The sequence below is a fragment of the Streptomyces sp. FXJ1.172 genome (assembly GCF_001636945.3).
Taxonomy (GTDB): Bacteria; Actinomycetota; Actinomycetes; order Streptomycetales; family Streptomycetaceae; genus Streptomyces.
Genome location: NZ_CP119133.2, coordinates 4,807,911 through 4,826,085, shown reverse-complemented (window position 1 = coordinate 4,826,085; position 18,175 = coordinate 4,807,911). Strand labels below are relative to the sequence as shown.

At 72.3% G+C, this 18,175-nt stretch carries 18 protein-coding genes; 10 read left to right on the top strand and 8 right to left on the bottom strand.

Annotation, left to right across the window (positions count from 1 at the left end):
* The first annotated feature begins 122 nt into the window (after window positions 1-122).
* Window positions 123-935: a hypothetical protein gene (locus A6P39_RS21465; protein ID WP_067056921.1), complete on the top strand. Its 813-nt coding sequence runs from the start codon at window positions 123-125 to the stop codon at window positions 933-935.
* A 71-nt stretch (window positions 936-1,006) separates the two neighbouring features.
* Window positions 1,007-1,336 (top strand): rhodanese-like domain-containing protein, encoded by a 330-nt coding sequence (locus A6P39_RS21460; RefSeq protein WP_067056923.1) that lies wholly within the window; start codon window positions 1,007-1,009, stop codon window positions 1,334-1,336.
* A gap of 36 nt (window positions 1,337-1,372) precedes the next feature.
* On the opposite strand, the gene A6P39_RS21455 is transcribed toward A6P39_RS21460, so the two are convergent.
* The 6 genes from A6P39_RS21455 to paaA form a co-directional block, all read right to left on the bottom strand.
* On the bottom strand, window positions 1,373-2,515 hold the full coding sequence (locus tag A6P39_RS21455; RefSeq protein WP_067056926.1) for an acyl-CoA dehydrogenase family protein: 1,143 nt from the start codon (window positions 2,513-2,515) through the stop codon (window positions 1,373-1,375).
* 245 nt (window positions 2,516-2,760) lie between these two features.
* A complete protein-coding gene (locus A6P39_RS21450) occupies window positions 2,761-3,825 on the bottom strand; it encodes a 2Fe-2S iron-sulfur cluster-binding protein (RefSeq protein ID WP_067056929.1) in 1,065 nt (354 codons plus the stop codon).
* Window positions 3,825-4,364: a 1,2-phenylacetyl-CoA epoxidase subunit PaaD gene (paaD, locus tag A6P39_RS21445; RefSeq protein WP_067056932.1), complete on the bottom strand. Its 540-nt coding sequence runs from the start codon at window positions 4,362-4,364 to the stop codon at window positions 3,825-3,827. The genes A6P39_RS21450 and paaD overlap by 1 nt, the downstream gene beginning before the upstream one ends.
* Window positions 4,358-5,089, bottom strand: a complete 732-nt coding sequence (paaC, locus tag A6P39_RS21440; protein WP_067056934.1) for a 1,2-phenylacetyl-CoA epoxidase subunit PaaC — start codon at window positions 5,087-5,089, stop codon at window positions 4,358-4,360. The genes paaD and paaC overlap by 7 nt, the downstream gene beginning before the upstream one ends.
* Complete coding sequence (paaB, locus tag A6P39_RS21435) at window positions 5,086-5,373, bottom strand: 1,2-phenylacetyl-CoA epoxidase subunit PaaB (protein WP_030640248.1); 288 nt, start codon at window positions 5,371-5,373, stop codon at window positions 5,086-5,088. Before paaB ends, paaC begins: the two co-directional genes overlap by 4 nt.
* Window positions 5,370-6,416, bottom strand: coding sequence for a 1,2-phenylacetyl-CoA epoxidase subunit PaaA (gene paaA / locus A6P39_RS21430; RefSeq protein WP_067056937.1), 1,047 nt, complete (start codon window positions 6,414-6,416; stop codon window positions 5,370-5,372). Before paaA ends, paaB begins: the two co-directional genes overlap by 4 nt.
* A gap of 378 nt (window positions 6,417-6,794) precedes the next feature.
* On the opposite strand from paaA, the gene A6P39_RS21425 reads away from it, so the two are divergent.
* Genes A6P39_RS21425 through A6P39_RS21415 form a run of 3 tightly spaced genes read left to right on the top strand, consistent with a single transcriptional unit; the run spans window position 6,795 to window position 9,794 of the window.
* The gene (locus A6P39_RS21425) at window positions 6,795-7,802 is read left to right on the top strand and encodes a DUF5819 family protein (RefSeq protein WP_067056940.1); all 1,008 of its coding nucleotides are present in this window, start codon (window positions 6,795-6,797) and stop codon (window positions 7,800-7,802) included.
* Entirely contained in the window at window positions 7,799-9,016 is a 1,218-nt protein-coding gene (locus A6P39_RS21420) for an HTTM domain-containing protein (protein WP_067056943.1), read from the top strand. The genes A6P39_RS21425 and A6P39_RS21420 overlap by 4 nt, the downstream gene beginning before the upstream one ends.
* 10 nt (window positions 9,017-9,026) lie before the next feature.
* On the top strand, window positions 9,027-9,794 hold the full coding sequence (locus A6P39_RS21415) for a TrmH family RNA methyltransferase (protein WP_067056945.1): 768 nt from the start codon (window positions 9,027-9,029) through the stop codon (window positions 9,792-9,794).
* On the opposite strand, the gene paaN is transcribed toward A6P39_RS21415, so the two are convergent.
* Entirely contained in the window at window positions 9,791-11,482 is a 1,692-nt protein-coding gene (gene paaN, locus A6P39_RS21410; RefSeq protein ID WP_067056949.1) for a phenylacetic acid degradation protein PaaN, read from the bottom strand. The two genes, A6P39_RS21415 and paaN, sit on opposite strands and share 4 nt — an antisense overlap.
* Before the next feature lie 159 nt (window positions 11,483-11,641).
* Here paaN and A6P39_RS21405 point away from each other — a divergent pair, with 159 nt between their 5' ends.
* Both A6P39_RS21405 and A6P39_RS21400 read left to right on the top strand, forming a co-directional pair.
* Complete coding sequence (locus A6P39_RS21405) at window positions 11,642-13,156, top strand: 3-hydroxyacyl-CoA dehydrogenase (RefSeq protein WP_067056952.1); 1,515 nt, start codon at window positions 11,642-11,644, stop codon at window positions 13,154-13,156.
* Window positions 13,153-13,740, top strand: a complete 588-nt coding sequence (locus A6P39_RS21400) for a TetR/AcrR family transcriptional regulator (protein ID WP_067056955.1) — start codon at window positions 13,153-13,155, stop codon at window positions 13,738-13,740. Before A6P39_RS21405 ends, A6P39_RS21400 begins: the two co-directional genes overlap by 4 nt.
* Before the next feature lie 72 nt (window positions 13,741-13,812).
* On the opposite strand, the gene A6P39_RS21395 is transcribed toward A6P39_RS21400, so the two are convergent.
* Window positions 13,813-14,298, bottom strand: a complete 486-nt coding sequence (locus A6P39_RS21395; RefSeq protein ID WP_067056958.1) for an Lrp/AsnC family transcriptional regulator — start codon at window positions 14,296-14,298, stop codon at window positions 13,813-13,815.
* Window positions 14,299-14,487: 189 nt separating this feature from the next.
* Between A6P39_RS21395 and pdhA the strand changes: the two genes are divergently transcribed.
* The 3 genes from pdhA to A6P39_RS21380 are packed head-to-tail and all read left to right on the top strand — an operon-like array spanning window position 14,488 to window position 18,091.
* Entirely contained in the window at window positions 14,488-15,642 is a 1,155-nt protein-coding gene (pdhA, locus tag A6P39_RS21390; RefSeq protein ID WP_067056961.1) for a pyruvate dehydrogenase (acetyl-transferring) E1 component subunit alpha, read from the top strand.
* Complete coding sequence (locus A6P39_RS21385) at window positions 15,639-16,643, top strand: alpha-ketoacid dehydrogenase subunit beta (protein WP_067056964.1); 1,005 nt, start codon at window positions 15,639-15,641, stop codon at window positions 16,641-16,643. Before pdhA ends, A6P39_RS21385 begins: the two co-directional genes overlap by 4 nt.
* Window positions 16,643-18,091, top strand: a complete 1,449-nt coding sequence (locus tag A6P39_RS21380) for a dihydrolipoamide acetyltransferase family protein (protein WP_067056968.1) — start codon at window positions 16,643-16,645, stop codon at window positions 18,089-18,091. Before A6P39_RS21385 ends, A6P39_RS21380 begins: the two co-directional genes overlap by 1 nt.
* The last annotated feature ends 84 nt before the right edge of the window (window positions 18,092-18,175 follow it).

Below are 18,175 nucleotides of genomic sequence, written 5' to 3'. Positions count from 1 at the left end.
GGTGCGGCCAGCCGCAATGGAAGTGACCAGCCACAATGGACGCGGCGGGCCACAACGGACCCGCGCCCGGAAGACGACCGGTAGCCCTACAGCGGAATTCCCCATCGCCTACCCTGGTCGGCGTGACGACCCCGGAAGCCGATGAGTCCCAGGCGCCGCGGCCCGAGGAGCGGCTCGAGCAGGCCGTACGGACCGCCGAGCAGGCCTTGATCGAGTACGAGATCGCCGTGGAGACCTTCCGCGTCGAGGTCGAGAACTTCTCCCGCCTGCACGAGCAGAGACTCGGCCCGCTCTACGCCCGCATCGAGGAGCTGGACGCCGAGATCGCCGAGGCCAAGGCCGCCCGCACCGGCGACCCGGAGGACATCCGGCGCGCCGAGGAGGCCCGCGCCCGGGTTCTGCCGATTCCCGGCGTGGAGGAACTGCTGCACGGCTGGATGGACGGCCACGGCCTGTTCCCGGAAGCCACCGCCATGCTCACCGAACAGGCCGTACGGCCCCCGGAGCGGGTCCGGCCCAGCGAGGAGGCCCGCAGGCTCTACCGCGAGCTGGCCCGCAAGGCCCACCCCGACCTCGCTCAGGAAGAAGAGGAGCAGAAGCGGCGTGAGGAATTCCTCACCCGCGTCAACGCCGCCTACGCCCGCGGCGACGAGACCCTGCTCAGGGAACTGGCCGAGGAGTGGGCGGCCGGCCCCGTACCGCCCGAGCGGCAGCCGAGCCCCGCCGAGGAGCTGTACGCCCGCCTCGAATGGCTCGCCCAGCGCAAGGAACTGCTCAGCCTCGTCGCCCGGGAACTGGAGGACGGCGCGATCGCCGGCATGCTCCGGCTCGCCCCGGACGACCCGGACGGGCTCCTCGAGGAGATCGCCGGCAGGCTGCGCGCCGACATCGCCCAGCGCGAGGCGGAGCTGGCCGCCCTGCTGGGACAGGGCTGAGCCCCGCCTCCCAGGCGCGGGCTTCCGCCGGCCTTTCGGGTAGCGTCGGGGACATGAGTTCTGGAGCTGGTGTGCCCACGGTCGAGGTCACGGACCTCAAGGACAGCGACTTCCTGCTGGACGTCCGCGAGGACGACGAGTGGCAGGCCGGCCACGCCGAGGGAGCACTGCACATCCCCATCAGCGAGTTCGTGGCCCGCTACGGCGAGCTGACCGAGGCCGCCCCGCAGGACGGCCGCGTCCACGTCATCTGCCGCTCCGGCGGCCGCTCGGCGCAGGTCACCATGTATCTGGTCCAGCAGGGCATCGACGCCGTGAACGTCGACGGCGGCATGCAGATCTGGCAGGCCGCGGGCCGCCCGGTGATCACGGACGACGGCCAGCCCGGCTTCGTCCTCTAGTGCCGGGGCACTAGCTCCCTCGCCGGGGCACGCCGCTCAGCCCAGCGGATGGGCGGCCAGCAGATCCCCCAGCCGCTCCTCGTACGCAGCCGCCGGACCGAGCGCCAGCTCCAGGTGCTTGGCCCAGGCGTGATAGCGGTGCAGCGGATAGTCCGTGTCGGCACCGAACCCGCCGTGCAGATGCTGTGCCGTCTGCACCACGCGGCGCACCCCCTCGGACGCCCAGATCTTCGCCACCGCGACATCCCCCGCGGCGGGCAGCGGCCCCGGTGCCCCCGAGGCGATCCGCCAGGCCGCCTGCCAGAGGGTGGCCTCCATGGCGCGCAGGTCGATGTACCGGTCCGCGGCCTGCACGGCCACCGACTGGAAGGTCGCGAGCGGATACCCGAACTGCTCCCGCTTGCCGGTGTAGTCGGCGGTCATCCTCAGCACCCGCTCGCCCAGTCCGAGCGCCAGCGCACAGGTGCCGGTGGCGAGCAGCGCGTGCAGCCACCCCCAGGCACCCTCGGCCTCGATGACCTCGCCCGCGTCGACCCGTACGGACGTCAGCCGCAGCTCGGCCAGCCGCTCGCCGCTGGTGGACACCTGCTCGGCGAGGACCACCCCGTCCCGCTCGCGCGGCACCAGTGCGAGCATGCTCCGTTCGTCGGCCGTCCCCTCCAGATGCGCCGGCACGACGACGAGGTCCGCGTCATACGCCCACGGCACCGCCGTCTGCACCCCGTCCAGCACCCACGCAGAGCCGTCCAGCCGTGCGCCGACGGCCAGTTCGGCCGGGTCGTGGCCACTGCGGCCGTTCGCCGCGACGGTCAGCACCAGCTCGCCCTGCCCCGCCCGCGCCAGCACACGGCCCGTCAACTCCGGCCCGCCGTAAGCCTGCACGGCCGCTGCCGCCGCGCTGTGCTCCAGCAACGGCACCCGGGCGAGCACCTGGGCGGACTCGCGCAGCACCAGACACAGCGCGATCGCGTCCAGGCCGGAGCCGCCGTGCGCCTCGTCGAGCAGCAGACTCAGCAGGTCCGCCTCGGCCAGCCGGGCCCACAGCTCCCGGTCGAAGCCCTCGGCGACGGCGCCGGTGGTGAGCGCCGGGCTGGGCACCGCGTCCGGAGCGACGCCCGCGAACACCCCGCGCGCCGCCTCGGCCGCCGCCCGCTGCTCCTCAGTGAAGGTGAAGTCCACGGCCTGTCCTTCCGGCGGGTCACAGTGATCTGACGGACCGTCAAGATAGAACATGTTCTAGGAGAAGGGAATGGCGTGGAGTGGTGGAGTGCCGGAGGGGCGGAGTGCCGGAGGGGCGAAGCGGTGGAGAGGTGTCGAGGTGGAGGGGCGGAGAGGCAGAGGGATGAAGCATCGGTGTTCTTGGGGGCCCTCCCCCTCCCCCCTCCCCCTCCCTCCCCACCCTTGATTCGACCCCCGTGCAGCCCTCAGCGGTCGAAGTCCAGCTCCACCTGCTCCGTCAGCGGATGCGACTGGCAGGCCAGCACGTACCCGGCCTCCGTCTCCTCCGTCTCCAGCGCGAAGTTGCGGTCCATGCGGACCTCGCCGGAGACCAGGAAGGCCCGGCACGTGCCGCACACTCCGCCCTTGCAGGCGTAGGGCGCGTCGGGGCGGTTGCGCAGGACCGTCTCCAGCAGCGTCTCGCCGTCGCGCACCGGCCAGGTGCCGCCGCGTCCGTCGAGCCGGGCGGTGACCGCGCTGTGCGCGGGGGCCTGGGCGGTGGAGGCCGGGGGCGAACCCGCGTCCACGTGGAAGATCTCCTGGTGGATGCGGGACCGTTCCACGGACAGCTTGCGCAGCGCCTGCTCCGCGCCCTGCACCAGCCCGTAGGGCCCGCACAGGAACCACCCCGCGACCCGGTCGACCGGCAGCAGCGCGGGAAGCAGTCCGGTCAGCCGCTCACGGTCGAGCCGACCGGACGGCAGGCCCGCCTGCTGTTCCTCCCGTGAGAGCACGGTCACCAGCTGAAGCCGCTGCGGGTAGCGGTCCTTCAGGTCGGCGACCTCCTCCAGGAACATCGTCGAGGCGGCCGTACGGTCACCGCGTATCAGGCAGAACCGGGCAGCCGGTTCGCGGGCCAGCAGCGTGGAGACGATGGACAGCACGGGGGTGATGCCGCTGCCGCCGACGATCGCCGCGTACAGCCCCGGCGCCGGGTCCAGGGTGAAGCGGCCGGCCGGGGTCATCACCTCCAGCACGTCGCCGACGTTGATCTCCTTCAGCGCGTAGGCGGAGAAGGCGCCGCCCTCCACCATCCGTACGCCGACCCGCAGGGCGCTCGGGCCCGGGCCGGCCGGATCGGGGGCCGGGGAGCAGATCGAGTACGTGCGCCGGATCTCCCTGCCGTCGACTCTGCGGCGCAGCGCCAGGTGCTGGCCGGGTGAGTGCCGGTACTCCTCGCGCAGTGCGGGCGGGACGGTGAAGGTGAGGGAGACGGAGTCGTCGGTGACCCGGTCGACCGAGGCCACCTGGAGCGGGTGGAAGCGTGCCATCACAGCTCCTTGAAGTGGTCGAACGGTTCACGGCAGGCCAGGCAGCGGCGCAGCGCCTTGCAGGCTGTGGAGGAGAATCTGCTCAGCAGCTCGGTGTCGGCGGATCCGCAGTGCGGGCAGTGGACGGGGTCCTGGTCAGCGGCGTTGTCCGTCGTGAGCGTGCGGGTCGGGCCGAGGGGCAGTGGAACGGGTCCGGAGCCGTCGTGCACGCGCGGGGGAGCTATGCCGAACTCCTGGAGCTTGCGGCGGCCTTCGGGAGTGATGTCGTCGGTCGACCAGGCGGGTGCGAGGACCGTGCGGACCGTGACCTCGCGCATGCCGTGGGCGCGCAGGACCCGTTCGATGTCGAGGGACATCGCCTCGATGGCGGGGCAGCCGGTGTAGGTGGGGGTCAGGTCGACCTCGACCGTGTCGGTGCCCTGGACGTGCACCGCACGCAGCACGCCCAGCTCCCGCAGGGTGAGCACGGGCAGTTCGGGATCGGGCACCGCGCCGGCCAGCTCCAGCAGCTCCGCCTCCAGGGTGGTGGCGGTCACCATGTCGCCCCCGGGTGGCTGCGGTGCAGATGCTGCATCTCGGCGAGCATTCGGCCGAAGGGCTCGGTGTGCAGGCCCTGGCGGCCGGCGCCCGCCGACCAGGCGCCGGTACGCGGTCCTTCGGGGAGAGGCAGGGTGGCACGGCGGAGGACGTCTTCGACGGACTGCTGCCAGCGCTCCTCCAGGAGCGACCAGTCGGCGTCCAGGCCCTCCACCGGCTGGAACATCTCACCGGTGAACTTCCACAGTGCCTCGCAGGCGCGGTGCATCCGCTCGTGGCTCAGCTCCGTGCCGTCGCCGAGGCGCAGGGTCCACTGCTCGGCGTGGTCGCGGTGGTAGGCGACCTCCTTCACCGCTTTTGCGGCCAGGGGCGCGAACGGGCCGTCGCCGGCTGCCAGTTCGGCGTAGAGAAGCTGCTGGTAGGTGGAGAAGTACAGCTGGCGGGCGATGGTGTGGGCGAAGTCGCGGTTGGGCTGCTCGACCAGCTGGAGGTTGCGGAAGGAGCGCTCCTCGCGCAGATAGGCCAGTTCGTCCTCGTCGCCTGCCATCGACAGCAGCACCCGGGCCTGGCCGAGCAGATCGAGGGCGATGTTGGCGAGGGCGACCTCCTCCTCCAGGACGGGGGCGTGGCCGGCCCACTCCCCCAGCCGGTGGGAGAGCACCAGGGCGTCGTCGCCGAGGGCGAGTGCGGCGGTCACCGGGACGGTGGCGGGGCCGGTGGCGGTCACAGGTGCTTCACCCCTTCCGGGATGTCGTAGAAGGTCGGGTGCCGGTAGGGCTTGTCGGCGGCCGGTTCGAAGAACGGGTCCTTCTCGTCCGGGGAGGAGGCGGTGATCGCGGCGGCCGGGACGACCCAGATCGAGACGCCCTCGCCACGCCGGGTGTAGAGGTCGCGGGCGTTGCGCAGGGCCAGCTCGGCGTCGGGGGCGTGCAGGCTGCCGGCGTGGGTGTGGGAGAGGCCGCGCCGGGAGCGCACGAAGACCTCCCACAGAGGCCAGTCGGTGGTGCTCATGCTCGCTCCGCTCCTGTCTGGTGTGCCGTCTCACCGGTGCCGGGGATGCTGCCGGTACCGGGGTTGCGCTTGGCTGCGTGGGCCGCCGCCGCTTCTCTGACCCACGCCCCCTCGTCGTGGGCGCGCCTGCGCTGGGTGATGCGCTGTTCGTTGCACGGGCCGTTGCCCTTGAGGACGTCCCAGAACTCCGTCCAGTCGATCGGGCCGAAGTCGTGGTGTCCGCGCTGCTCGTTCCACCGCAGGTCCGGGTCGGGGAGGGTGAGGTCCAGGGACTCGGCCTGGGGGACGCAGATGTCGACGAAGCGCTGGCGCAGCTCGTCGTTGGAGTGGCGTTTGATCTTCCACTGCATGGACTGCGCGGAATGCTGGGACTCGTCGTCGGGCGGGCCGAACATCATCAGTGAGGGCCACCACCAGCGGTTCACCGCGTCCTGCGCCATCGCGTGCTGCTCCGTGGTGCCCTTGCTGAGGGCCAGCAGCAGCTCGTAGCCCTGGCGCTGGTGGAAGGACTCCTCCTTGCAGATCCGCACCATGGCGCGGGCGTAGGGGCCGTAGGAGCAGCGGCACAGCGGGACCTGGTTGGTGATCGCGGCGCCGTCCACCAGCCAGCCGATCGCGCCGACGTCGGCCCAGGTCAGGGTCGGGTAGTTGAAGATCGAGGAGTACTTCTGGCGGCCGCTGTGCAGCTTGTCGAGCAGCTCCTCGCGGCTGGTGCCGAGGGTCTCGGCCGCGCTGTACAGATACAGGCCGTGGCCGGCCTCGTCCTGGACCTTGGCGATCAGGATCGCCTTGCGGCGCAGGCTGGGGGCGCGGGTGATCCAGTTGGCCTCCGGCTGCATGCCGATGATCTCGGAGTGCGCGTGCTGGGCGATCTGCCGGACCAGGGTCGCGCGGTAGGCGTCGGGCATCCAGTCGCGGGGCTCGATGCGCTCGTCGGCAGCCACGGCTGTGTCGAAGGCGTTCTGGTAGGCCGTCGTGTCGACGGTGTCCGGCGCGCCGTCCGGCTCCGTACGGGCCGTGCGCTGCGCGGCTGCTGTGGCCATTGCGGTCCCCCTGACCTCGGGCTCTGCGGTGAACATTGTCCCGACCGATCGTTCGGTCCGTGCGATATCAATGGTGTGCCGGGCCGCGGTGGGGTGTCAACCGCTGTGGAAAACTCCTGCGGACGGCCCGTGACAGCGCGGGCGGAGGCGGGCACGGCAGGATTCCGGCGCCGATGGCGTGGCGAGGACCACGGGGTTCGGCCCGTACCCGGGGCTGCGCCCGGCGGCCGGGGCTGAGTACCGTTCCGTGCGGACGCCGCACCGTGGCGTGTGCGAAACGTGGGGTGCCCGGGACGGGCGCCGCATCACCGGTACCGGGCCACTGAGCGCATCACTGGGCCGAACGACTGAACCGAACGAAACGGGGGACGGGACGGAATGGACGCGTACGACGAGGACTCGGGGGCCGGGGCCCGACCCGGCCCCGACGGGTCGACCGGGGCGCGTCTCCCGGAGGAGTCTGCGGCCGGCGCCGACTCCGGCGCCGGTGACCTGGGCAGCGGTGGGCCGGGAAGCAGCGGGTCCGGCACCGGCCGCCGGCCGGCCTGGGCCGGCCGGCGAGACCGGGCGTCCGGGCCGGGCCGCACGTCCGGGCCGGCTCCGGAGCCTCGCTCGGCCCGGGCCCCGGAGTCTGGCCAGCCGGCTCGGCCGGATGCCTCCGCCCGGCCGGATGCGTCCGCTCAGCCGGGTGCGCAGGCCCAGCCGGATGCCTCGGCGTCGGCGCCCTGCGAGTCCCGTACCGGTGTCGCCGCTCTCTCCCGCCGCTACCAGGTCGGCGCGGCGCTGGCCCTCGCGGTGGTCTCCGTCGCCGCCTGCGTGCATCTGCTGATGGTGTTCCTCAGCCTCGCCCCCGCGAACACGGTGACGAAGCAGCACGGCAAGGCCGTCGAGGAGTGGGTGTACCCCGAGTTCGAGCAGAACTGGAAGCTGTTCGCCCCGAACCCGCTGCAGCAGAACATCGCCGTCCAGGTGCGCGCCGAGGTGCGGACGAAGGACGGCGGGCTGCGCACCACCGGCTGGACCGATCTGTCCGCCGAGGACGGCGCCGCGATAGACGGCAACCTGGCACCCAGCCACACCCAGCAGAACGAGCTGCGCCGGGCCTGGGACTTCTTCGTCGCAACGCACGGCACCGACAACCGGCCCGTGGGCACGCGCGGCTCGCTCTCCGAGCAGTACCTGCGCCGGATCGTGGTGATGCGCCTGTACCGGGACGAGCCGGCCGACCGGCTGGGGGTCATCCAGCAGGTGCAGGTCCGTTCCAGCACCACCAATGTGCAGCCGCCGAAGTGGAGTCCTGAACGCGTGTCCGACCAGCCCGTCTACCGCCAGCTGCCCTGGTGGACCGTGACCGCCGACGAGGCCGCGGGGGGTGTGCGGTCGTGAACCGTCTCTCCCTGACCCTCTCGCGCGGGATCGCCCGGGTCACCGGGGCCGCGCTCGGGCCGTACCAGAGCGCCATGGTCCGGATCGGGTTCGCCGCGACCTGGCTGCTGTTCCTGCTGCGGGAGTTCCCGCACCGCCAGGAACTGTACGGCCCGGCCGGACCGTGGAACTGGAGCCTCGCCAGGGAGCTGACCGCCGACAACCACGCCTTCACGGCGCTGATGTGGTCCGACGGGCAGCTCTGGTTCGAGTGCTTCTACGCGCTGGCGGTCCTCGCCAGCGTCGCGCTGCTGCTCGGCTGGCGCACCCGGACGGCGTCCGTGCTGTTCATGGTGGGTGTGCTCTCGCTGCAGAACCGCAGCGTCTTCATCGGTGACGGCGGCGACAACGTCCTGCACCTGATGTCCGTCTACCTCGTGTTCACGCGCTGCGGCCAGGTGTGGTCGCTGGACGAGCGGCGGGCGGCACGCGCCGAGGAGGCACGCGCGCGTGGGGAGCGGGTCCCCGCCGACCGGGTGGGCCCCGTGCTGTGGGCGGTGCTCGGGTCGGCGCTCGTCCTTGTGACGGTCACCGGCAGGTTCGACAACGGCTGGCTGATCCCCGCGCTGCTGTGGACGGCTCTGGTGTCGCTCGGCCTGTGGTGGGCCGTCGGCCGCTGGGCGAAGGCGCGCGACCCGAAGATCCTGCTGGACGTCGTCACCAACATCCTGCACAACGGCGCCCTGGTCGTGATCATGGCGGAGGCGTGCCTGATCTACGCGACGGCCGGCTGGTACAAGATCCAGGGCTCGCGCTGGCAGGACGGCACCGCCGTCTACTACCCGCTCCACCTGGACTACTTCTCGCCCTGGCCCGGTCTCGCCGATCTGATGTCCTCCAGCGGGACGATCATGATGGTCGTGGCCTACGGCACGGTGATGGTGCAGGTCGCCTTCCCGTTCACCCTGTTCAACCGGCGGGTCAAGAACGTCCTGCTGGTGGCGATGATGCTCGAGCACGCGGTGATCGCGGTCGTCCTCGGGCTGCCGTTCTTCTCGCTGGCGATGATCACCGCTGACGCGGTCTTCCTGCCGACGTCCTTCCTGCGCCGGCTGGGCGCCCTGGCGGTACGCGCGCGTGGCCGGATCGTCCGGGGCGGGGAGCGTACGGTGCCGTCGCCGCGCTCCGCGGAGGCGGCGCAGGAGAGCGCGCCGGGCTCCGTGGGGGCCGCGTAGGGTTCACGGCATGACCGACCCGCTGATCCGCTGGCGCGAGCACGCCGAAAGTGCCGTGCTGCTCGACGGCTTCCATGCCCTGAAGCACGCGCTGCGCTTCGGGGCCGAGGTGCCGGTGGCGGTCACCACCGACCGGCCGGCCGCGCTCGCCCTGGCCGAGGAACTGGCCGGGGACGTACGGGACGCGCTGGACGCCCTGCTGGTCCAGGTGCCGGGCCGGACCTACGCCTCGCTGGTGCAGCGGCCCCACCCGACCGGTGTCGCCGCGCTCGCCGTACGGCCCTCCCGCGAGGCCGGCCTGCGCGCGCTCGGCCGGACACCGCGCACCGCGCCGGTCGTGGTCCTGGACAACCCCCGCAACCTGGGCAACGCCGGTGCCGTGATCCGGCTCGCCGCCGGTTTCGGGGCGACCGGGGTGGTCACCACGGGCACGCTCGACCCGTGGCACCCCACCGTGGTGCGCGGTGGGGCCGGGCTGCACTTCGCGACCGCCGTGGAGCGCCTCGGCGTCGACGAACTGCCCGCAGGGCCGCTGTTCGCCCTCGACCCGCAGGGCGAGGACATCCGGGGCACCAAGCTGCCCGACGACGCCGTGCTGGCGTTCGGCTCGGAGCGCAGCGGTCTGTCGGCCGAACTGCGCGCGCGTGCCGACCATCTGCTGGCGCTGCCGATGCGCCCCCAGGTCTCCAGCTACAACCTCGCCACCAGCGTGGCGATGACGCTGTACCACTGGAGCATCACCGGGGGCGCACCCTCGGCTTCCCGCGCCCTCGCCTAGGCCTCCCGGCGCACCTCGACGACCCGGAACCGGTTGGCCACGAAGGCGCCGTCGGTGAGCGCGGCGTTCGCCGCCGGGTTGCCGCCCGAGCCGTGGAAGTCGGAGAAGGCGGCCGTCTGGTTCACGTACACCCCGCCGGTCAGGTTGAGCGACAGCTGGGCCGCCTCCTCCAGGCAGGCCTCCTCGACGGCCCGCTCGACCTCGGGGTCGGTGGTGTAGGCGCCGACCGTCATCGCGCCTTTCTCGCGGACCGTGCGGCGCAGCAGCTCCACCGCGTCGGCCGCCGAGTCGACCGCGACGGCGAAGGAGACGGGGCCGAAGCACTCGCTCATGTAGGAGGCCTGGTCGTCCGGCTTGGCGCCGTCCAGCTTGACGATGACGGGGGTGCGTACGACCGCGTCCGGGAAGTCCGGGTTGGTGATCTCCCGGGAGGCGAGGGCGACTTCGCCGAGGCCGGCCGCCGCTTCCAGGCGGGCCTTGACATCCGGGTTGACGATCGCGCCCAGCAGGGCGTTCGCGCGCGCGTCGTCGCCGAGCAGGCCGTCGACCGCGCGGGCGAGGTCGGCGGTGACCTCGTCGAAGGTCTTGGGGCCCTCGTCGGTACGGATGCCGTCGCGGGGGATGAGCAGGTTCTGCGGGGTGGTGCACATCTGGCCGCTGTACAGGGACAGCGAGAAGGCCAGGTTGGACAGCATGGCCTTGTAGCTGTGGGTGGAGTCGACGATCACCGTGTTGACGCCGGCCTTCTCGGTGTAGACCTGCGCCTGGCGGGCGTTGGCCTCCAGCCAGTCGCCGAAGGACGTCGATCCGGTGTAGTCGATGATCCGGATCTCGGGGCGGGTGGCGAGGGTCTTGGCGATGCCCTCGCCGGGCCGCTCGGCGGCCAGTGCCACCAGGTTCGGGTCGAAGCCCGCATCGGCCAGCACCTGCCGGGCGGCCTGCACGGTCAGCGCGAGCGGCAGCACCGCGCGCGGGTGGGGCTTGACCAGGACCGCGTTGCCGGTGGCGAGGGAGGCGAACAGGCCCGGGTAGCCGTTCCAGGTCGGGAAGGTGTTGCAGCCGATGACCAGGGCGACGCCGCGCGGCACCGGCGTGAACTGCTTGGTGAGGGCCAGCGGGTCCCGCTTGCCCTGGGGCTTGGTCCACTCGGCCGTCTGGGGCGTGCGGACCTGCTCCGCGTACGCGTACGCCACCGCCTCCAGGCCTCGGTCCTGGGCGTGCGGGCCGCCCGCCTGGAACGCCATCATGAAGGCCTGGCCGCTGGTGTGCATGACGGCGTGCGCGAACTCGTGCGTCCGGTCGCTGATGCGCTTGAGGATCTCCAGGCAGACCACCGCGCGCGTCTCCGCACCGGCGTCCCGCCAGGCGCGCTGTCCGGCCTTCATCGCGGGCAGCAGCACGTCCGTGTCCGCGTGCGGATACGTGACGCCCAGCTCAATACCGTACGGCGAGACCTCGCCGCCCACCCAGTCGTCCGTACCGGGCTGGCCGAGGTCCAGACGGGTGCCCAGCACGGTGTCGAAGGCGGCCTTGCCCGCTGCCGCGTCCAGGCTGCCGTTCTCGCCGTAGGCCTTCGGGTGCTCCGGATGCGGGGACCAGTACGCGCGCGTGCGGATCGCTTCCAGCGTCTGGTCGAGAGTGGGCCGGTGCTTCGCGATCAGCTCGGACACGGTCAGTTCGGCGGCCATGCGGGACCAACTCCTCGTCTGGGGAACTCTTCGTCGAGTTCACGACCTGGCAGAAAGAGCAGCGGGATGAGACGGTCAGAGCTAGAGTAACCGAACGATCGGTCGGGACAAGGGGGACCGCCGCATCTGTGGAAAACCCCGTGCGGGAGGATCGCGCACATGACAGCACTCGACCTCAGCAGCCCCGTGGCCGTCGTCGGGACCGGCACCATGGGCCAGGGCATCGCCCAGGTCGCGCTGGTCGCCGGCCACCCCGTGCGGCTCTACGACGCCGTCGCCGGGCGGGCCCGGGACGCGGCCGAAGCGATCGGCGCCCGCCTGGACCGGCTCGTGGAGAAGGGCAGGCTGGACCCCGCCGACCGGGACACCGCCCGCGCCCGCCTCAAGCCCGTGGACAGCCTCGCGGAGCTGGCGGACTGCGCACTGGTCGTCGAGGCCGTCCTGGAGCGGCTGGACGTCAAACAGCAGCTCTTCGGCGAGCTGGAGGACATCGTCGCCGAGGACTGCCTGCTCGCCACCAACACCTCCTCGCTGTCGGTGACGGCTGTCGGCGGCGCCCTGCGCCATCCCGGCCGCTTCGTCGGCCTGCACTTCTTCAACCCGGCCCCGCTGCTGCCGCTCGTCGAGGTCGTCTCCGGGTTCGCCACCGACGTCACGTCGGCCACGCGCGCGTACGAGACCGCACGCGCCTGGGGCAAGACGCCGGTGGCCTGCGCGGACACCCCGGGCTTCATCGTCAACCGCATCGCCCGGCCGTTCTACGCCGAGGCGTTCGCCGTCTACGAGGCCCAGGCGGCCGACCCGGCCACCATCGACGCGGTACTGCGCGGCTCCGGCGGCTTCAAGATGGGCGCCTTCGAGCTGACCGACCTGATCGGACAGGACGTCAACGAGTCCGTGACGCACTCGGTGTGGCAGTCCTTCTTCCAGGACGTGCGCTTCACGCCCTCGCTGGCGCAGCGCCGGCTGGTGGAGTCCGGCCGCCTCGGCCGCAAGAGCGGGCACGGCTGGTACGACTACGCCGAGGACGCCGAGCGGGCCGAGCCGCACACCGCCGACAAGGAGCGGCCGCCCGCGTACGTCGTCGCCGAGGGCGATCTCGGCCCCGCGGCCGACCTGCTCGCGCTGATCCGCGAGGCGGGCATCCAGGTCCGCGAGGAGGACGAGGACAACGGCACCCGTCTGGTGCTGCCCGGCGGCGGCCAGCTGGTCCTCGCCGACGGGCAGACCTCCGTGGAGTTCCGGGACGTCGTCTACTTCGACCTCGCCCTCGACTACCGCACGGCCACCCGTATCGCCCTGTCCGCCGTTCACGACACCTCGCCGCAGACCCTCGCCGAGGCCACCGGACTCTTCCAGGCGCTCGGCAAGGACGTCAGCGTCATCGGGGACGTCCCCGGCATGATCGTCGCGCGTACGGTCGCCCGGATCATCGACCTCGCCCATGACGCCGTCGCCAAGGGCGTCGCCACCGAGGAGGACATCGACACGGCCATGCGCCTCGGGGTCAACTACCCCCTCGGCCCGTTCGAATGGGACCGCAGGCTCGGCCGCGACTTCGCCATCGACGTCCTGGACGAGATGCACGAGCGCGACCCGTCCGGACGCTACGCGCCCTCTCTCGCGCTCTACCGCCACGCGTACGCCATCGACAAGCGGGAGGGCGCCTCATGACCACGGCCAGACGTGACACGTACACCCCGGAGACGCTGCTGTCCGTCGCCGTGCAGGTCTTCAACGAGCGCGGCTACGACGGCACCTCCATGGAGCACCTCTCCAAGGCGGCCGGTATCTCCAAGTCGTCGATCTACCATCACGTCAGCGGCAAGGAGGAACTGCTGAGCCGGGCCGTCAGCCGTGCCCTGGACGGCCTGTTCGCCATCCTGGACGAGGAGCACGCGCGCGTGGGGCGGCCCGTCGACCGGCTGGAGCACGTCGTGCGCCGCATGGTCGAGGTGCTCATGGGCGAGCTGCCGTACGTGACACTGCTGCTGCGCGTGCGCGGCAACACCGAGACCGAGCGGTGGGCGCTGGAGCGGCGGCGCGACTTCGACCACCGGGTCGCCGACCTGCTGAAGGCCGCGGCGGCCGACGGACACGTACGCGGGGACGTCGAGGTCCGCCTGGCCACCCGGCTGGTCTTCGGCATGATCAACTCGATCGTGGAGTGGTACCGGCCCGACCCGCACGGCACCGGAGAGCGTGAGGTGGCCGACGCGGTCGTCCGGCTCGTCTTCTCGGGTTTGCGCAGCGACTGACGGCTGAGGGCAGGCCTCCGGCGCGCTCCTGATCACGCCTCCGGCACCCCGTTTACGCCTCCGGCACCCCGTTTACGCCTCCGGCTCCAGGTCCTCCTCCTCGAACACCAGCAGCGTGCGCGTGCTGAGCACCTCGGGGATCGCCTGGAGCCGGGTGAGCACCAGCTCGCGCAGCGCCCGGTTGTCGGGCGTGTGCACCAGCAGCAGGACATCGAAGTCGCCGCCCACGAGGGCGATGTGAGAGGCGCCGGGCAGCTGCCTGAGCTGCTCGCGGACCGTGCGCCAGGTGTTCTGGACGATCTTCAGTGTCACGTACGCCGAGGTGCCGTGCCCCGCCCGCTCATGGTCCACACGCGCGCCGAACCCGCGGATCACCCCGTCCTCGACGAGCCGGTTGATGCGCGCGTAGGCGTTGGCGCGCGAGACGTGGACACGTTCGGCGACGGACCGTATCGAGGCGCGGCCGTCCCCCTGCAGGATTTTCAGGATGTCCTGATCGATCGCGTCCAGCGCCCGCGGCGGCGGCAGCGGCGCGCCCTCGCGCGGTCCTTCGGCCAATTGTTCAGCTGCCATGTCCCCCCGCTCCCTCGCCGTGGACGTCCTGCGTTCATTCCAGGCTGTGGAGAACCGTTTGTCCACAGGCCGGAGGTGCCTGTAGCCAAAATGTGCCGACGACCGAACAATCGGTAGGTGAGACGGGTCACTGCCGACCCGACTTCGTAGCCGCTCCCACGAGGAGGTGCCGTCATGACGGTCATGGAGCAGCGGGGTGCCTACCGGCCATCCCCGCCGCCCGCCTGGCAGCCCCGTACGGACCCCGCGCCGCTGCTGCCCGACGCCGAGCCGTACCGCGTCCTTGGCACCGAGGCGGCCGCCAAGGCCGACCCGGACCTGCTGCGCCGGCTCTACGCCCAGCTGGTCCGCGGCCGCCGCTACAACACCCAGGCCACCGCGCTCACCAAGCAGGGCCGCCTCGCCGTCTACCCGTCCAGCACCGGCCAGGAGGCCTGCCAGGTCGCCGCCGCCCTGGCCCTTCAGGAGCGTGACTGGCTCTTTCCCAGCTACCGCGACACGCTCGCAGTCGTCGCCCGCGGCGTGGACCCCGTCGAGGCGCTCACGCTGCTGCGCGGTGACTGGCACAGCGGCTACGACCCCCACACCCACCGCGTCGCCCCCCTGTCCACCCCGCTCGCGACCCAGCTGCCGCACGCCGTCGGCCTCGCACACGCCGCACGCCTCAAGGGCGACGACGTGGTCGCGCTCGCCCTGGTCGGCGACGGCGGCACCAGCGAGGGCGACTTCCACGAGGCGCTGAACTTCGCCGCCGTCTGGCAGGCACCGGTGGTCTTCCTCGTGCAGAACAACGGCTTCGCCATCTCCGTCCCGCTCGCCAAGCAGACCGCCGCGCCCTCCCTGGCCCACAAGGCCGTCGGATACGGCATGCCGGGCCGACTGGTCGACGGCAACGACGCGGCAGCCGTGCACGAGGTCCTCAGCGACGCCGTACGGCACGCCCGCGCGGGCGGTGGCCCGACCCTGGTCGAGGCGGTGACGTACCGCATCGACGCCCACACCAACGCCGACGACGCCACCCGCTACCGCGGCGACGCCGAGATCGCGGCCTGGCGCGCGCACGATCCGATCGAGCTGCTGGAGGCGGAGCTGACCACACGCGCACTGATCGACGCTGCGGCTGTCGAGGCCGCCCGGCAGGACGCCGAGGAGATGGCCGCCGACCTGCGTGAACGCATGAACCGCGATCCCGAACTCGACCCCATGGCCCTCTTCGACCACGTCTACGCCGAGACCACCGCCCAACTGCGCGAGCAGCGCGCCCTGTTGCAGGCCGAACTGGACGCCGAGCAGGAGTACCACGGCGAGCAGGAAGGCGGCGCCCGATGACCACCGTCGCCGTCAAGCCGGCCACCATGGCGCAGGCCCTCACGCGCGCGCTGCGCGACGCGATGGCCGCCGACCCCACCGTGCACGTCATGGGCGAGGACGTCGGCGCACTCGGCGGTGTCTTCCGGGTCACCGACGGCCTCGCCAAGGAATTCGGCGAGGACCGCTGCACGGACACCCCGCTCGCCGAGGCCGGCATCCTCGGCACCGCCGTCGGCATGGCCATGTACGGCCTGCGCCCGGTGGTGGAGATGCAGTTCGACGCCTTCGCCTACCCGGCGTTCGAGCAGCTGATCAGCCATGTCTCCCGGATGCGCAACCGCACGCGCGGGCGGATGCCGCTGCCGATCACCGTCCGCGTCCCCTACGGCGGCGGCATCGGCGGCGTCGAGCACCACAGCGACTCCTCCGAGGCCTACTACATGGCCACCCCGGGGCTGCACGTGGTCACACCCGCGACCGTCGCCGACGCGTACGGCCTGCTGCGCCAGGCCATCGCCTCCGACGACCCGGTCGTCTTCCTGGAACCCAAGCGGCTGTACTGGGCGAAGGACTCCTGGAACCCCGAGCATCCGACGGAGGTCGAGCCGATCGGCCGGGCGGTCGTCCGCCGCCCGGGCCGCAGCGCCACCCTGATCACCTACGGCCCCTCCGTGCCGGTCTGCCTGGAGGCCGCCGAGGCGGCCCGGGCCGAGGGCTGGGACCTGGAAGTGATCGACCTGCGCTCGCTGGTGCCGTTCGACGACGAGACGGTCTGCGCGGCCGTGCGGCGCACCGGGCGCGCGGTCGTCGTCCACGAGTCCACCGGGTTCGGCGGACCGGGCGGCGAGATCGCGGCCCGGATCACCGAGCGCTGCTTCCACCACCTGGAGGCGCCGGTGCTGCGCGTGGCCGGTTTCGACCTCCCTTACCCGCCGCCCATGCTGGAGCGGCACCACCTGCCCGGCGTCGACCGCATCCTGGACGCCGTCGCGCGCCTGCAGTGGGAGGCCGAGGGCTGATGGCACAGGTGCTGGAGTTCAAGCTTCCCGACCTCGGTGAAGGGCTCACCGAGGCGGAGATCGTCCGCTGGCTGGTCCAGGTCGGCGACGTCGTCGCCGTGGACCAGCCGGTCGTCGAGGTCGAGACGGCCAAGGCCATGGTCGAGGTGCCCTGCCCCTACGGCGGCGTGGTCACCGCCCGCTTCGGCGAGGAGGGCAGCGAACTGCCCGTCGGGGCACCGCTGTTGACGGTGGCGGTCGGCGGGCCGGCGCCGCACGCCGAGCCGGAGGGCTCCGGCAACGTCCTGGTCGGATACGGCACTTCGCAAGCGCCCGCGCGGCGCCGAAGGGTGCGGCCGACGCCGGTGGCGCCCGGTGGCGCGAGCGCCGGGACCGGTCGGGACGGCACCCCCGCCGCGAGTGCGCCGTCCGGGGCCCGGCGGGCCGGGCAGCAGGGCGCGGCCATGGCTCCCGCCGCGGCAGCGCGGCGGAACGGGACCCCGGGCTCCCCCGCAGCGGCCCACGCGCCCGTGACCGCACTGCGCACCGAAGGCCCCGTGCCCGTGATCTCCCCGCTGGTGCGCAAGCTCGCCCGTGAGGGCGGCGTGGACCTGCGGCAGCTGGCGGGCTCGGGCCCGGACGGACTGATCCTGCGCGCGGACGTCGAGGGCGTACTGCGGGGCAAGGCCGCCCAGGACGGCCGTTGCACCGAGGCGCCCGCCGAGGCGGCCCGCGCCGTCACGACCGCGCCCGCCCCGACCTCTTCGGCCTCGCCCGGCGCAGGCGTCCGCATCCCCCTCAAGGGCGTCCGCGGAGCCGTCGCCGACAAGCTCTCCCGCAGCCGCCGGGAGATCCCGGACGCCACCTGCTGGGTCGACGCCGACGCGACCGAACTCATGCGTGCGCGTGCCGCCGTCAACGCGGCCGGGGGACCGAAGATCTCCCTGCTCGCGCTGCTCGCCCGTATCTGCACCGCAGCCCTCGCCCGCTTCCCCGAGCTGAACTCCTACGTCGACACCGAGTCCCGCGACATTGTCCAGCTCGACCACGTCCACCTCGGATTCGCCGCGCAGACCGAACGCGGGCTGGTCGTGCCCGTCGTCCGGGACGCCCACGCGCGCGACGCCGAGTCGCTGACCACCGAGTTCGCCCGGCTCACCGAGGCCGCCCGCACCGGGAAGCTGACGCCCGGGGAACTCACCGGCGGTACCTTCACGTTGAACAATTACGGGGTCTTCGGAGTCGACGGCTCCACCCCGATCATCAACCACCCCGAGGCGGCCATGCTCGGCGTAGGCCGCATCGTCCCCAAACCCTGGGTGCACGAGGGCGAGCTGGCGGTGCGCCAGGTCGTCCAGCTCTCGCTCACCTTCGACCACCGGGTGTGCGACGGCGGCACGGCGGGCGGCTTCCTGCGCCACGTGGCGGACTGCGTGGAACAGCCGGCGGTGCTCCTGCGCACACTGTGACGCCCGCGGGGTCCGCGAGAAGGGCCCCGCGGCCCGCGGGACACCTGCACAGCACATACGAACAGGCCCCGCAGGACATACTCG

What these genes read in the sequence shown, in the direction of transcription:
- paaA (WP_067056937.1), bottom strand. Translation starts at nt 6,416, where the DNA reads ATGGCCACAGCAGCCGCGCAGCGCACGGCCCGTACGGAGCCGGACGGC.
- paaN (WP_067056949.1), bottom strand. Translation starts at nt 11,482, where the DNA reads ATGGCCGCCGAACTGACCGTGTCCGAGCTGATCGCGAAGCACCGGCCC.
- A6P39_RS21450 (WP_067056929.1), bottom strand. Translation starts at nt 3,825, where the DNA reads ATGGCACGCTTCCACCCGCTCCAGGTGGCCTCGGTCGACCGGGTCACC.
- pdhA (WP_067056961.1), top strand. Translation starts at nt 14,488, where the DNA reads ATGACGGTCATGGAGCAGCGGGGTGCCTACCGGCCATCCCCGCCGCCC.
- A6P39_RS21385 (WP_067056964.1), top strand. Translation starts at nt 15,639, where the DNA reads ATGACCACCGTCGCCGTCAAGCCGGCCACCATGGCGCAGGCCCTCACG.
- A6P39_RS21380 (WP_067056968.1), top strand. Translation starts at nt 16,643, where the DNA reads ATGGCACAGGTGCTGGAGTTCAAGCTTCCCGACCTCGGTGAAGGGCTC.
- A6P39_RS21415 (WP_067056945.1), top strand. Translation starts at nt 9,027, where the DNA reads ATGACCGACCCGCTGATCCGCTGGCGCGAGCACGCCGAAAGTGCCGTG.
- paaB (WP_030640248.1), bottom strand. Translation starts at nt 5,373, where the DNA reads ATGAGCACCACCGACTGGCCTCTGTGGGAGGTCTTCGTGCGCTCCCGG.
- A6P39_RS21425 (WP_067056940.1), top strand. Translation starts at nt 6,795, where the DNA reads ATGGACGCGTACGACGAGGACTCGGGGGCCGGGGCCCGACCCGGCCCC.
- A6P39_RS21400 (WP_067056955.1), top strand. Translation starts at nt 13,153, where the DNA reads ATGACCACGGCCAGACGTGACACGTACACCCCGGAGACGCTGCTGTCC.
- paaD (WP_067056932.1), bottom strand. Translation starts at nt 4,364, where the DNA reads ATGGTGACCGCCACCACCCTGGAGGCGGAGCTGCTGGAGCTGGCCGGC.
- A6P39_RS21405 (WP_067056952.1), top strand. Translation starts at nt 11,642, where the DNA reads ATGACAGCACTCGACCTCAGCAGCCCCGTGGCCGTCGTCGGGACCGGC.